We start from the raw sequence: 13,004 nt of genomic DNA on the forward strand, positions 1-13,004 counted from the left end.
GTCGCCAGTTTCATTCGAAAGCAAAACTATAACTTTTGCAACTAAAATGCACCGCGATTTGTATCAAGTTGTCAACAAAACGGGAACAATTGTGGTTGTGTAATCAAATGAATAGCGAAACGCCCGTCGATTTTCAGCGGCGGGCCGGTTTCCTCTGACGATTTGTCTTTGGGGGGCGAATCGCACTGGGTTTTATGCAATCTCATGCGCCTGAGCGCGACTTATTTTTCATTATTTTAAGCAATGTTAAGTCCCGGCTTGTCCGGCGGGGCGCGGTGTGATTTTTGTTGCAAATCGTCTGCCGCGGCGCGGCCTAATCGCGGTATGATCTTCACGTTGTCACGCAAGGGAAAAGGGTTATGTCGTCGAAAATTGAGAATGTGAAGAAAGAGCTGCTGTCGGACAACTGGTATGTGCTGCACAAGTACACGTTCGATCTGAAACGCAAAAACGGCGGTTCGGTGCAACAGGTGCGCGAGGTCTACGATCGCGGCAACGGCGCCACCATTTTGCTGTATAACCGCGCCAAGGGCACGGTGGTGCTGACCAACCAGTTCCGCATGCCGACCTACGTCAACGGCAACGAGAGCGGCATGCTGCTCGAGGCCTGCGCCGGCTTGCTGGACTCCGACTCTCCGGAGCAGTGCGCGCGCCGCGAAGCGGTGGAGGAGACCGGTTTTCAGGTCAGCGAGGTGAAGAAAATCTTCGAAGCCTACATGTCGCCGGGCGGCGTGACCGAGATCGTGCACTTCTTTATCGCCGAATACCATGACGATGAGCGGCGCGCGGCCGGCGGCGGCATTGAAGATGAAGATATTGAGGTGATCGAACTGCCGTTTCGCGACGCGGTGGCGATGATCGCCGATGGCCGGATTAAAGACGGCAAAACCATCATGCTACTGCAGTATTTGCAGATTCATCGGGTGATGGAATAAAAAAAGCCGGTCATGATGACCGGCTTTTTTATCGGCTTGCGCCCGGCGGCTTACTTCAGCAGCGCCTGCGCCTTGGCCACCACGTTGTCCACGGTGAAGCCGAACTCGGCGAACAGCTGCTCCGCCGGCGCCGACTCACCGAAGGTGGTCATGCCCACGATAGCGCCGTTCAGGCCCACGTACTTGTACCAGTAGTCCGCGATACCCGCTTCCACCGCCACGCGCGCCGTTACCGCCGCCGGCAGCACCGACTCGCGGTACGCCGCATCCTGCTTGTCGAACGCGTCGGTCGACGGCATCGACACCACGCGCACCTTGCGGCCCGCCGCGGTCAGTTTGTCCGCCGCCTCCACCGTGATACCCACTTCGGAGCCGGTGGCAATCAGGATAACGTCCGGCGTGCCCGCGCAGTCTTTCAGCACGTAGCCGCCGCGGTACACGTTCGCCAGCTGCTCTGCGGTGCGCGGCTGCTGGGTCAGGTTCTGGCGCGAGAACACCAGCGTGGTCGGGCCGTCGTTGCGCTCGATGCCGTACTGCCACGCCACCGCCGATTCCACCTGGTCACACGGACGCCAGGTGCTCATGTTCGGGGTCACACGCAGGCTCGCCAGCTGCTCCACCGGCTGGTGGGTCGGGCCGTCTTCGCCCAGACCGATGGAGTCGTGGGTGTAGACGAACACGTTGCGCAGCTTCATCAGCGCCGCCATGCGCACCGCGTTGCGGGCGTATTCCACGAACATCAGGAAGGTCGCCGAGTACGGCAGGAAGCCGCCGTGCAGCGCGATGCCGTTGGTGATGGCGGTCATGCCGAACTCGCGCACGCCGTAATGAATGTAGTTGCCCGCCGGGTCAACGTTCAGCGCTTTCGAACCGGACCACATGGTCAGGTTGCTCGGCGCCAGGTCGGCGGAGCCGCCCAGGAACTCCGGCAGCACCTTGCCGAACGCTTCCAGCGCGTTCTGCGACGCCTTGCGGCTGGCGATGTTGGCCGGGTTGGCCTGCAGTTTTTCCACGAACGCCTTGGCGTCCGCTTTCCAGTCCGCCGGCAGCTCGCCGTTCATGCGGCGCTTGAACTCGGCGGCCAGTTCCGGGAAGGCCCTGGCGTAGGCGGCGAACTTGTCGTTCCAGGCCGCTTCTTTGGCCTGACCGGCTTCCTTGGCGTCCCACTGGGCGTAGATGTCCTGCGGGATTTCAAAGGCGGCGTATTTCCAGCCCAGCGCTTCGCGGGTGGCGGCCACTTCGGCGGCGCCCAGCGCGGCGCCGTGCACGTCATGGGTGCCGGCCTTGTTCGGCGAGCCGAAGCCGATAACGGTCTTGCACATCAGCAGCGATGGCTTGTCGGTCACCTTGCGGGCTTCTTCAATCGCGGCCTTGATGGCGTCCGGGTTGTGGCCGTCGACGTTGCGCACCACGTGCCAACCGTAGGCTTCGAAACGCAGGGCGGTGTCGTCGGTGAACCAGCCGTCGACGTGGCCGTCGATGGAGATGCCGTTGTCATCGTAGAAGGCGGTCAGCTTGCCGAGCTTGAGGGTGCCGGCCAGGGAGCAGACTTCGTGCGAGATGCCTTCCATCATGCAGCCGTCGCCCATGAAGGCGTAGGTGTGGTGGTCGACGATGTCGTGACCTGGGCGGTTGAACTGCGCCGCCAGGGTGCGTTCGGCGATGGCGAAGCCGACGGCGTTGGCGATACCCTGGCCCAGCGGGCCGGTGGTGGTCTCAACGCCCGGGGTGTAACCGTACTCCGGGTGGCCCGGGGTTTTGGAATGGAGCTGACGGAAGTTTTCCAGCTCGCGCATCGGCAGGTCGTAGCCGGTGAGGTGCAGGAGGCTGTAAATCAACATGGAGCCGTGGCCGTTGGAGAGCACGAAACGGTCGCGGTCAGCCCAGTGCGGGTTAGTCGGGTTGTGGTTGAGGTAGTCGCGCCACAGGACTTCGGCGATGTCCGCCATGCCCATAGGGGCCCCCGGGTGGCCGGAATTTGCTTTTTGTACGGCGTCCATGCTGAGTGCGCGGATGGCGTTGGCAAGCTCTTTACGAGAAGACATAACGAAACTCCAGTGCGATTACAGTTGAGCGGCCAACATGTCTTCCAGCTTCTGCTGGTCGACGGCGAACAGGCGGATGCCTTCGGCGAGTTTTTCCACCGCCATGGCGTCCTGATTGTGCAGCCAGCGGAACTCCGCTTCGGCCAGCGGGGCAGGTTGGTGGAAGCCCTCGGTCGAAGGGGTCAGCTTGCGTTCGACCGGCTGCTCGCTGTTTTTCAGCTGCTCCAGCAGGTTCGGCGCGATGGTCAGGCGATCGCAGCCGGCCAGCGCCAGGATCTGCTCAACTTTGCGGAAGCTGGCGCCCATGATCACCGTCTGGTAACGATGACGCTTGTAGTATTCATAGATGGTGCGCACCGATTTCACGCCCGGATCCTGATCGGCGTCGTAGTCGGCGGCAGGCTGTTTAGCCTGGTACCAGTCATAGATGCGGCCGACGAACGGCGAGATCAGATACACGCCGGCTTCGGCGCAGGCGCGGGCCTGAGCGAAGGAGAACAGCAGCGTCAGGTTGGTGTTGATGCCTTCTTTTTCCAGCTCTTCGGCGGCTTTGATGCCTTCCCAGGTGGAAGCCAGCTTGATCAGGATGCGCGATTTGTCGATGCCCTGTTCCTGATACATGCCGATCAGTTTGCGCGCTTTGGCGACGCACATGCCGCGGTCGAACGACAGGCGGGCGTCCACTTCGGTGGAGATGCGGCCCGGCACGCTTTTGAGGATCTCGACGCCGATGTTGACCGCCAGTTTATCGCTGGCGTTGATCAGCTGGGTTTCCTTGCTGCCGCCCTGGCGGCGGGCATACTCCAGCGCTTCGGTGATCAGCGCTTTGTACTGCGGCAGCGCGGCGGCTTTCAGGATCAGCGAAGGGTTGGTGGTGGCGTCCTGGGGTTCGAACTGGCGGATGGATTCGATATCGCCGCTGTCGGCGACCACCGTGGTCAGCTGCTTGAGTGCGTCTAATTGATTCATTGATAAGCTCCTTGACCAAGCTCAACGTAGGGAAATGAGAACCTTTTTCATCATAGGGGGAACACACTGCATCATCGGATCGAGAATGAAAATGCGCTTTTTCTGATTGTTGCGATGGATAATAACAATGAATGACGAATAAACCCAGGCGGAGCGCGGCTTGCGCGCGACCGCCATCTAGACTGCAGGCGGTTTAACGCCGACCGACCGCGTTTTCGTAATAGCCGATCCGCTCGACTTTCGGCGCCGAACCTCCCCCTTCAAACTCCGATTCCAGCCAGGCATCGACGATGGTTTTCGCCAGTTCGGCGCCGATGACCCGCGCGCCCAGCGTGATGATCTGCGCATCATTGCTTTTGCGCGCCCGTTGGGCGGAGTAGGTATCGTGACATTGCGCCGCGCGAATGCCGGGCACTTTATTGGCCACGATGCTCATACCGATGCCGGTGCCGCACAGCAGGATCCCCCGCCGATGTTTTTCCTCCCGTATCGCCTGCGCGACGCGATAGGCGATATCGGGATAGATCCCCGTTTCTGCGGTGCGATCCGTCGTGTAGTCAATGACGGGAATGTCCCGTCGTTGCAGGTGGGCGACGATCAGATCCTTCAGTTCAATGGCGGCATCGTCGGCGCCGATGGCGATAGGCAGCATAGCGGTCTCCTGATTGGTAACGAAAAGGGCGGCGATCCTCGGTGGCGCCACGTTCATTACCGTATCCCTGTTTAATCAAATGTTCAATTGGTGTTCTTTTGTTTTTTGCCTGATTTTTCTGTTCCTCCCTTTAAAAGGTGACGATCGTCACTAAAAAAGAGGTTTTAATCGTTATTTATCCTCATGCAGACGGGTTTTTGAGCGATATCACAGTTTGGCAAGTTCTCTGTGGGCAAATTGAACGCGTGACGTTAGTGTTCATTTGTTCTTTGTTTGTGTTATTGATCATAAAGAGTCACCCTACCAGAGGAGAGTGCTATGTGTCAGACCTGCATGACAGAGGCGAAAATGGCGGACGGTATCCCCGAGATCATGAAGGCGGTTGTGGCGTACGCCCCGAAAGATTACCGCCTGGAACAGGTGCCGGTACCGAAGATCGGCCCGAAAGAGATCCTGGTGAAGATCGAGGCCTGCGGCATCTGCGCCGGCGATGTTAAAGCGTTCGAAGGGGCGCCCAGCTTCTGGGGCGATGAAAAACAACCGGCATACATCAAGGCGCCGATGATCCCCGGTCATGAGTTTATCGGCCACGTGGTGGGATACGGCGAAGGCGTCGAGGGCTTCAATCTCGGCGATCGGGTGATATCAGAACAGATCGTTCCCTGTTGGCAATGCCGCTTCTGCAACCGCGGCCAGTATTGGATGTGCGAAAAGCATGACCTGTACGGTTTCCAGAAAAACGTCAATGGCGGCATGGCCGAGTACATGAAGTTCACCAAAGAGGCGATTAACTATCACGTGCCGGCCGATCTGCCGATCGAAAAAGCCATTCTGATCGAACCCTATGCTTGCTCCTTCCATGCGGTGCAACGCGCCAATATCAAACTGGGCGATGTCGTGGTGCTGGCCGGTGCCGGCACCCTGGGGCTGGGCATGATCGGGGCGATCAAAAAGTCCGGGCCCTCGAAGCTGGTGGTGCTGGATCTGTCCGATGAGCGTCTGGCGCTGGCGAAGCGCTTCGGCGCGGATGTGACGCTGAACCCGACCCGTGACGACGTGCCCGCGGCGGTTAAAGCGATGACCGACGGCTACGGCTGCGACATCTACATCGAGGCGACCGGCGCCCAAAAGTCCGTGGAACAGGGCCTGACGCTGATCCGCAAACTCGGCACCTTCGTGGAATTTTCCGTGTTCAAGGATCCGGTGACCGTCGACTGGAGCATCATCAGCGACCGCAAGGAGCTGGACGTGCTCGGTTCGCACCTCGGCCCTTACTGCTACCCGCTGGTGATCGAAGGCATCGCCAATGGCGATCTGCCGACCGAAGGCGTGGTGACGCATACGCTGCCGCTGGAACAGTTCGCCGAGGGCTTCGAGCTGATGAAGCGCGGCATCGGTTCAATCAAAGTGGTGCTTAATCCAAACCTCTGAAACCTGCATCGTTCTTCGGGTGCGGGTGAGCCTGCGCCTCCATAATCACATGTGCTGGGGTGTTCTATGTTGCATGGACTGATTCATCGCATTGGTCTGTCACCGAAACTGCTGCTGGGCTATGCCGGCGTGTTGGTGTTCATGATGGGCGAAGGGCTGGAACAGGGCTGGCTGTCGCCTTATTTGATCGGCAAGGGGCTGAGCATTCAGGAATCGGCGCTGCTGTTCAGCGTTTATGGTTTTGCGGCCGCGATCGCCGCCTGGTTTTCCGGCGTGCTGGCGGAAATCTTTACCGCCCGGCGGGTGATGTTGGCCGGCCTGCTGCTGTTTCTGTTCGGTTCGGTGTGCTTTTTGACGTTCGGCCTGCCGAGCAACAACCTGGCGATCATGGTGCCGACCTATGCGCTGCGCGGCTTGGGTTATCCGTTGTTCGCCTACGGTTTTCTGGTGTGGGTGGCGTATGAGGCGCCGCCGGAAAGGCTGGGGTCGGCGGTGGGGATTTTCTGGTTCGTCTACAGCGGCGGGCTCAGCGTGCTGGGCGTGCTGTATTCCAGCATCATGCTGCCTTATCTCGGCGAGATCCACACGCTGTGGAGCGCGCTGATTTTCGTCGTGCTGGGCGCGGTGATTGCGCTGATGCTCAATCGCGACGACGGCGCGGCACAGAGCGGCAACCGGGAAAAAGCGTCGCTGGGTTACGTCTTGAAAGGCATCACCATCGCGTTTGAAAACCCGAAGATTGGCCTGGGCGGCATCGTGCGCACCATTAATACCTCTGCGGCATACGGCTTCGTCGTATTCATGCCCATGTACATGATGGATATGGGGTTCACCCGCACGCATTGGCTGCAGATGTACGCCGCGCTGTGGACGGTCAACATCATTTTCAACCTGATTTTCGGCGTGATCAGCGACGGTCTCGGCTGGCGCAATGTGGTGATGTGGTTCGGCTGCGTCGGCTGCGCCTTGACCACGCTGATGTTCTACTACGTGCCGCAATTCTTCGGCGCCAACTACCTGCTGACCGTTTGCGCCGCCGGTTTGTTCGGCGCCTGCCTGGCGGCGTTCGTGCCGCTGTCGGCCATCATGCCGTCGCTGGCGCCGGACAATAAGGGCGCGGCGATGTCGATTCTCAATCTGGGCGCCGGCCTGAGCACCTTTGTCGGCCCGGCGGTGGTGGGGCTGTTTATCGGCAGCCTCGGCACCGTTGGCGTGATCTGGATCTTTACCGGCTTGTACCTGTTCAGCGGCGTGCTGATGAAATTTGTCACGCTGCCGAAGGAAAACGCGATGGCGCAGGAAGAACGCGGCGCGAGTTTGGCGAAAATATCCTGACCGAGGGTGAAGTTCACAGTTTTAAGGGGAAATTTATGATTAATCATCAAACTACGGCGCCGCGCGAGCTCTCGCTGCAGGGCAAGGTGGCGCTGATTACCGGCGGCGCTGCGGGGATCGGTCTCGCTATCGCCGAACGCTATCTGCAAAACGGCGCGCGCGTGGCGCTGCTCGATCGGGCGCCGCAGGTTGCGGAAGTGGCGCGACAGCTGGACGCCGAGGCGGCGCTGGGCGTCGTGGCCGACGTCACCGATGCCGCGTCGGTGGAGCGGGCGGTGGCGCAGATTGAGGCGCATTTCGGGCGGCTGGACGTGCTGGTCAACAGCGCCGGCATCGTCGCGCTGCATCCCGCTGAGGAACTGCCTGAAGCGGCGTGGGATGCAACCCTGGCGGTCAATCTGAAAGGCGTGTTTCTCACCTGCCAGGCGGTAGGGCGCCGTTTCATTAGTCAGCGCGGCGGCAGCATCATCAATCTCGCCTCGCAGGCCGGGGTGGTGGCATTGCCGAATCACCTGGCCTATTGCGCCAGCAAAGCGGGCGTGATCGGGTTGACTCAGGTGCTGGCGCTGGAGTGGGGGCCGCACAACGTGCGGGTCAACGCCATTTCACCCACCGTGGTTTTGACGGAGCTGGGCCGTAAGGCCTGGTCTGGCGAGGTGGCTGAGCAGATGAAGCAGAAAATCCCGCTGCGGCGCTTCGCCGAGCCGCAAGATATCGCCGCCAGCGCCCTGTTTTTGGCCGGTGACGCGGCGGCGATGATCACCGGCGCCAACCTGGTGGTCGACGGCGGTTACACCATTCAATAATTTCTTATTCAGGCGACAGAGAGGCCGCGATGAACAGAATCATTAACGATCCCGATCACGTAGTGGAAGACGCCATTCAGGGCTATAGGCTGGCCCACCCGGACTATTACGCCGCCACTGACAATGCGCGGGTGTTGAAATATCCGCCGGCGCCGATCGCCGGCAAAGTGGGCATCGTCACCGGCGGCGGTTCCGGCCATGAGCCGGCGTTTCTGGGGTATGTCGGCAAAAACATGCTGGATGCCGTCGCAATTGGCGAGATTTTTTCATCGCCTACGGCGGGGGCTTTTCTCGACGCGTTCAAGGCGGCGGACAGCGGTGCGGGCGTCGCTTGCCTGTACGGCAACTACGCCGGCGACAACATGAACGTCAAGATGGCGATCAAGAAGGCCACGGCGGCCGGCATACGGGTGAAAACCGTGGTGGCCAACGATGACGTCGCCTCGGCGCCGGCCAGTGAGATCGATAAACGGCGCGGCGTGGCCGGAGAAATTCTGATGTGGAAGGTCGGCGCGGCGGCGGCGGCCAAGGGATACGATCTGGACGGCGTGATCGGCGCGGCGCAAAAAGCCATCGACCGGTGTCGTTCGATCGGCGTCGGCCTCAGTTCCTGCACCATTCCCGCGGTCGGCAAACCCAATTTTCATATCGAAGACGGCAAGATGGAGATCGGCATTGGCCATCACGGCGAACCGGGCATTGAGGTGTCGCCGATCCAGTCGGCGTCGGCGATGGCCGGCACCATGCTCGATTTCGTGCTCAACGACATGCCGCTGGAACAGGGGCAGGAGGTGGCGTTGCTGATCTCCGGGCTTGGCGCCACGCCGGTGATGGAGCTGTATATCTATTATGCCGAAATAGAGCGTCGGTTGACGGCGAAAGGCGTGCGGGTGCATCGGCGCTACGTCGGCAATTACTTCACGTCGCTGGAAATGATGGGCGTGACGCTGACGCTGATGACGCTGGATGACGAACTGAAAACGCTGCTGGACATGCCGGCGCAATCTTTAGGCTTAACCCAGGTGGAGTGAATCATGACGGAACAAATTTCAACCCGGTACGGCAGTGAGATCGTTACGGGGCTGATAGAAACCATTGTCAGCAACCGCGAATACCTGAGCGAAATCGACGGCGCCATCGGCGACGGCGACCACGGCATTAACATGTCGAAGGGATTCGCGATGTGCGGCGATGCCATTCGCGGCCGCGAGCTCACGTTGGCGCAGGCGTTCGATGCGGTTTCCGATGCGCTGATGGAGGGCATCGGCGGTTCGATGGGGCCGCTGTACGGCAGCCTGTTCATGGGCATGGCGGAGAGCGTGCGCGAGCGCAGCGTGCTGGATAAGCAGGCATTTTTGGCGATGTTGCACGGCGGTTTGCGCGAACTGCAGGACATCAGCAGCGCGGGCGTGGGGGACAAGTGTCTGATGGATACGCTGATACCGGCGGTAGCAGCGTTTGAGCAGGCGGCGGGGCGCGGTGACGACTTCGCCGCTGCGCTGGAACAGATGAGGATCGCCGCGGCGCGCGGGCGCGATTCCACGCGCGAGCTGGTGGCGAAAATCGGCCGCGCCAGCCGTCTGGGCGAGCGTTCGCGCGGCGTACTGGACGCCGGCGCGGTATCTTGCTGCCTGCTCTTGACCCGATTGGCGGACGAGGTGGAGCAACGACTGAATACCGTTGCCGCCTGAACGCGTTATACTAGCGGGCATTCAGCATTGTCGGAGGGGCGTGTATCGTCCCTCCGCCATGATTAACCGGCCTGCCGTGGGGAAACGTCTAACGGATGGAAAAACAAACTGTGTCCCAGGATAACGAACTGCTGACCGAAATCGCCGTTGCTTATTATCAGGATGAGATCACGCAGGAAGAGATCGCCAAAAAGTTCGGCATCTCACGGATCAAAGTCGGTCGTTTGCTCAAGCGCGCCAAGGAAGAAGGCATCGTCGAGATCAACGTGCGTTATCACCCGGTGTTCAGCACCCGGCTGGAACAGCAGATGATGGAACGTTTTCCCATCAGCCGCGCGCTGATCGCGCTCGATCATCAGGACGAAGAGGAACAGCGTCGGCAAGTGGCGGCGCTGGTGTCCAACTACCTGGCGATGTCGCTGAAAGACGATATGGTGTTGGCGGTCGGGCAGGGACGCAACGTGGCGGCGATCGCCGATCACGTCGGCAGCGTGGCGGAGCGCAACTGCAAGTTCATCTGCGGCATCGGCGGCACCCACCGTCCGGGCGATGCGATCAACGCCGACCATATCAGCCGGCGTCTGGCGAAGAAGTTCGGCGGCAGCAGCGAGACGCTCTATGCGCCGGCCTACGTCGAAAATCGCGCGTTGAAAGACGCCTTCATGCAGAACGGCACGATCAAGGAAACGTTGGATCGCGCGCGTAAGGCCGATGTGGCGTTAGTCGGCATTGGCGACATGAATGAAAACAGTTATATGGTGAAATTGGGGTGGTTTACGCCGCACGAGATTATCGACGCCAGCCTTAATCAGGGCGTGATCGGCGACATCGCCGGCTATGACTTTTTCAATGCCCAGGGGCAGCATGTCGATACGGTGATGAATGACCGTGTGATTGGGCTGAGCATTGATGAGCTGCGCAAAATTCCGTGTGTGATCGCCATTGCCTCCGAGAATACCAAGGCGCTGGCGATTTTGGGCGCGTTGCGCACCGGCGCCATCGACATTATCGCCACCAGCGCGCTCAATGTGCGCACTATCCTCAACATGTCGCAATAGCGACACCCGCAAAAAAAGGGTTCAGCGCCAGGCTGAACCCTCCAGAGACATCCCCCTTTTGACGGATCAGTGGCTGAGGTTGACGTCAATCGCCTGATAGAAGGCGTTGGCGGTGTCGGCTATGTCCCACACGGCAAGGATCACGTGCGAACCGCTGCGATCTGCCGGTATGTTGCACTGGTGGGTGACCTGCGCGGCAGGGATGGCGCCGCCGTCGTTGAACTGACAGAACGGCGTCAGGTCAAAGGAAGCGCGGGTCAGCGGTTGAGAAGCGTCCCAGTTCGGCTTGGTGATGAAATAGCGCCAGCTGGTGGTGCTGTGACGCGCGGTCAGCTTCCAGGTAAAGGAGTTCGGGCCGGTTTTCAGGTTGAGCTTGTTCCAGCGCGTCGGCGTTTGCTGATCCAGTTCGAAGAAGGTGGACTTGTTGGCGCTGGCGATATGGCCGTCAACCGGGCCGGCCTGCGGGAAGCCTTTCAGGCCCTCGACGCTCTGCGGTTCGTACTGCACGCTGCCGCACTGGGTGTTGAGCTGCAGTTTGCACTGGTAGGCGCGGCTGGCCGGCGACTCGACATAACCGTGAGCATTCGCCTGTTGCGAAACGCCGAACATGGCCGCGCTCAGCAGGCCCAGAGAGAGCAGGGTACGGGAAGTTTTGTTCATAAGTCACTCCTGACTGAAATTATGTTGTAAGTTGAGCGTATTTCACCGACAAAATGAGAGATTAATAACGCAATTAGAAATAACCCTTCTTGTCGGCTTGTTTTATTTTTATCATTCTGGTCGTGCGATAGAGCGGAATGTTTTAACGGCTATTAACGAAAATTATTATGATGACGATCTTTGATCGTTAGGCTGAATTTATTTAACTGTCGCTGTGTAAAAGTAGGGCGCTATGATGAATTTTATATCAGGTCGTGATGAATAGTATTTAAGATAGCGCTCTCATTTATGAAGTATATTGCTTGTTGCTATGAGTACCTTTGTTCGATTTGATCGATTTTTGTGCGCCACCACCTTGGGAATTTAGTGTCATTTTTCTTATTTTATTTTAAAGAGGAATTTGTATGACTAGATTATCCCTGGACGCGATTAAAATAATCAGCACCATCAAGAGCACCGGTTCTTTCTCTATGGCGGCGGAGGCGCTGCATAAAACGCCTTCGGCGATCTCTTATCGGGTTTCCAATATTGAAAGCAAACTCTGCGTGAAACTTTTTCATCGCAATGGCCCCATGATTACCCTGACGGATGAAGGGGAATTTCTCCTGCAGGAAGGCAGCTGGATATTAAATGCGGTGCAGGATCTGGAAAGCCGGGTGCGCAACATCCCCAAGCTGGACAATAATATCCGCCTGGCGGTAGACACCTTCTTCCCGTTGGAAACCCTGACGCAGGATATCCGCGACTATATTCAGCATTGCCCGAACGCCAGTATCTCGGTGCAGCGAGAAGCGTTGAACGGCACCTGGGATGCGCTGAAGAACAACCGGGCGGATCTGATCATCGCCATCGGCCAAATTCCCGACAGCGTGCAGGCTAAAACCCTGATGCTCGGCAAGCTCAACTTTGTGCTGTGCGTGTCGCCTTCGCACCCGTTCGCGGCGCAGAGAAAGCCGGTGTGCAAGAAACAGCGGTTGAACGACATCGTGGTGGTGATCGCCGACAGCAGCCATGAGCTGCCCAAGCGTAATCACGGCACGCTGCCCTTGCAGCGTCAGTTGGTGGTATGCGACGTGGAAAGCAACCTGGCGCTGCTCAAACGCGGCATCGGCCACGCTTTTCTGCCGCCTGCTTTGATCGAAAAGGAATTGGCCAGCGGCGAACTGGTGACGGTGCCGGTGGAGATGCAAAAGGGCGACGAAATGATTTGGCTGGCGTGGCACCCGGCCAGCAAGGGCGCCGGGTTTAACTGGTGGCATGAGCGGCTGACGCGCAAAAGCGATGTCTACAGCCTGATGGGCCGCGAAGTGGTGCGGGATGGCGGTTATCCTTGGTGCCACAACTGAAGGAATAGAGACGAAGGGACGCGAAAATCAAACGGTTAACTCAATGAAAACCCCGCAGCATTCGGCTACGGGGTTT

At 59.1% G+C, this 13,004-nt stretch carries 12 protein-coding genes; 8 read left to right on the plus strand and 4 right to left on the minus strand.

Translation table 11 applies throughout. The features are described from left to right. Positions 1-359: 359 nt before the first annotated feature. Positions 360-935 carry a GDP-mannose pyrophosphatase NudK gene (gene nudK / locus J0X03_RS06005; protein ID WP_160204478.1) on the plus strand — a complete coding sequence of 192 codons (576 nt, stop codon included), beginning with the start codon at positions 360-362 and terminating at the stop codon, positions 933-935. 50 nt (positions 936-985) lie between these two features. Here nudK and tkt read toward each other — a convergent pair whose 3' ends face one another. The 3 genes from tkt to rpiB form a co-directional block, all read right to left on the minus strand. Next, positions 986-2,980 carry a transketolase gene (gene tkt / locus J0X03_RS06010; RefSeq protein ID WP_033632127.1) on the minus strand — a complete coding sequence of 665 codons (1,995 nt, stop codon included), beginning with the start codon at positions 2,978-2,980 and terminating at the stop codon, positions 986-988. Positions 2,981-2,998: 18 nt separating this feature from the next. Further along, positions 2,999-3,949 (minus strand): transaldolase, encoded by a 951-nt coding sequence (tal, locus tag J0X03_RS06015; protein ID WP_016926754.1) that lies wholly within the window; start codon positions 3,947-3,949, stop codon positions 2,999-3,001. Between the two features lie 193 nt (positions 3,950-4,142). Continuing rightward, positions 4,143-4,601, minus strand: a complete 459-nt coding sequence (rpiB, locus tag J0X03_RS06020) for a ribose 5-phosphate isomerase B (protein ID WP_033643988.1) — start codon at positions 4,599-4,601, stop codon at positions 4,143-4,145. Positions 4,602-4,919: 318 nt separating this feature from the next. Here rpiB and J0X03_RS06025 point away from each other — a divergent pair, with 318 nt between their 5' ends. The 6 genes from J0X03_RS06025 (at position 4,920) to J0X03_RS06050 (ending at position 10,922) form a co-directional block, all read left to right on the plus strand. Continuing rightward, the gene (locus J0X03_RS06025; protein ID WP_033643987.1) at positions 4,920-6,032 is read left to right on the plus strand and encodes an MDR/zinc-dependent alcohol dehydrogenase-like family protein; all 1,113 of its coding nucleotides are present in this window, start codon (positions 4,920-4,922) and stop codon (positions 6,030-6,032) included. A 66-nt stretch (positions 6,033-6,098) separates the two neighbouring features. Then, positions 6,099-7,367, plus strand: coding sequence for an MFS transporter (locus tag J0X03_RS06030; RefSeq protein WP_042785164.1), 1,269 nt, complete (start codon positions 6,099-6,101; stop codon positions 7,365-7,367). A gap of 35 nt (positions 7,368-7,402) precedes the next feature. After that, positions 7,403-8,173 carry an SDR family oxidoreductase gene (locus tag J0X03_RS06035; RefSeq protein WP_103101632.1) on the plus strand — a complete coding sequence of 257 codons (771 nt, stop codon included), beginning with the start codon at positions 7,403-7,405 and terminating at the stop codon, positions 8,171-8,173. 29 nt (positions 8,174-8,202) lie between these two features. Next, positions 8,203-9,204: a dihydroxyacetone kinase subunit DhaK gene (locus tag J0X03_RS06040; protein WP_015378693.1), complete on the plus strand. Its 1,002-nt coding sequence runs from the start codon at positions 8,203-8,205 to the stop codon at positions 9,202-9,204. A 3-nt stretch (positions 9,205-9,207) separates the two neighbouring features. Further along, complete coding sequence (gene dhaL / locus J0X03_RS06045) at positions 9,208-9,864, plus strand: dihydroxyacetone kinase subunit DhaL (protein ID WP_033643985.1); 657 nt, start codon at positions 9,208-9,210, stop codon at positions 9,862-9,864. A 95-nt stretch (positions 9,865-9,959) separates the two neighbouring features. After that, the gene (locus J0X03_RS06050; protein WP_069100658.1) at positions 9,960-10,922 is read left to right on the plus strand and encodes a sugar-binding transcriptional regulator; all 963 of its coding nucleotides are present in this window, start codon (positions 9,960-9,962) and stop codon (positions 10,920-10,922) included. Positions 10,923-10,988: 66 nt separating this feature from the next. On the opposite strand, the gene cbp21 is transcribed toward J0X03_RS06050, so the two are convergent. Next, positions 10,989-11,582 carry a chitin-binding protein/chitosanase CBP21 gene (gene cbp21, locus J0X03_RS06055; protein ID WP_033643984.1) on the minus strand — a complete coding sequence of 198 codons (594 nt, stop codon included), beginning with the start codon at positions 11,580-11,582 and terminating at the stop codon, positions 10,989-10,991. A gap of 404 nt (positions 11,583-11,986) precedes the next feature. Between cbp21 and J0X03_RS06060 the strand changes: the two genes are divergently transcribed. Further along, positions 11,987-12,928, plus strand: a complete 942-nt coding sequence (locus tag J0X03_RS06060) for a LysR family transcriptional regulator (protein WP_025303805.1) — start codon at positions 11,987-11,989, stop codon at positions 12,926-12,928. Positions 12,929-13,004 lie beyond the last annotated feature (76 nt).

Source organism: Serratia ureilytica (assembly GCF_017309605.1).
GTDB lineage: Bacteria > Pseudomonadota > Gammaproteobacteria > Enterobacterales > Enterobacteriaceae > Serratia > Serratia ureilytica.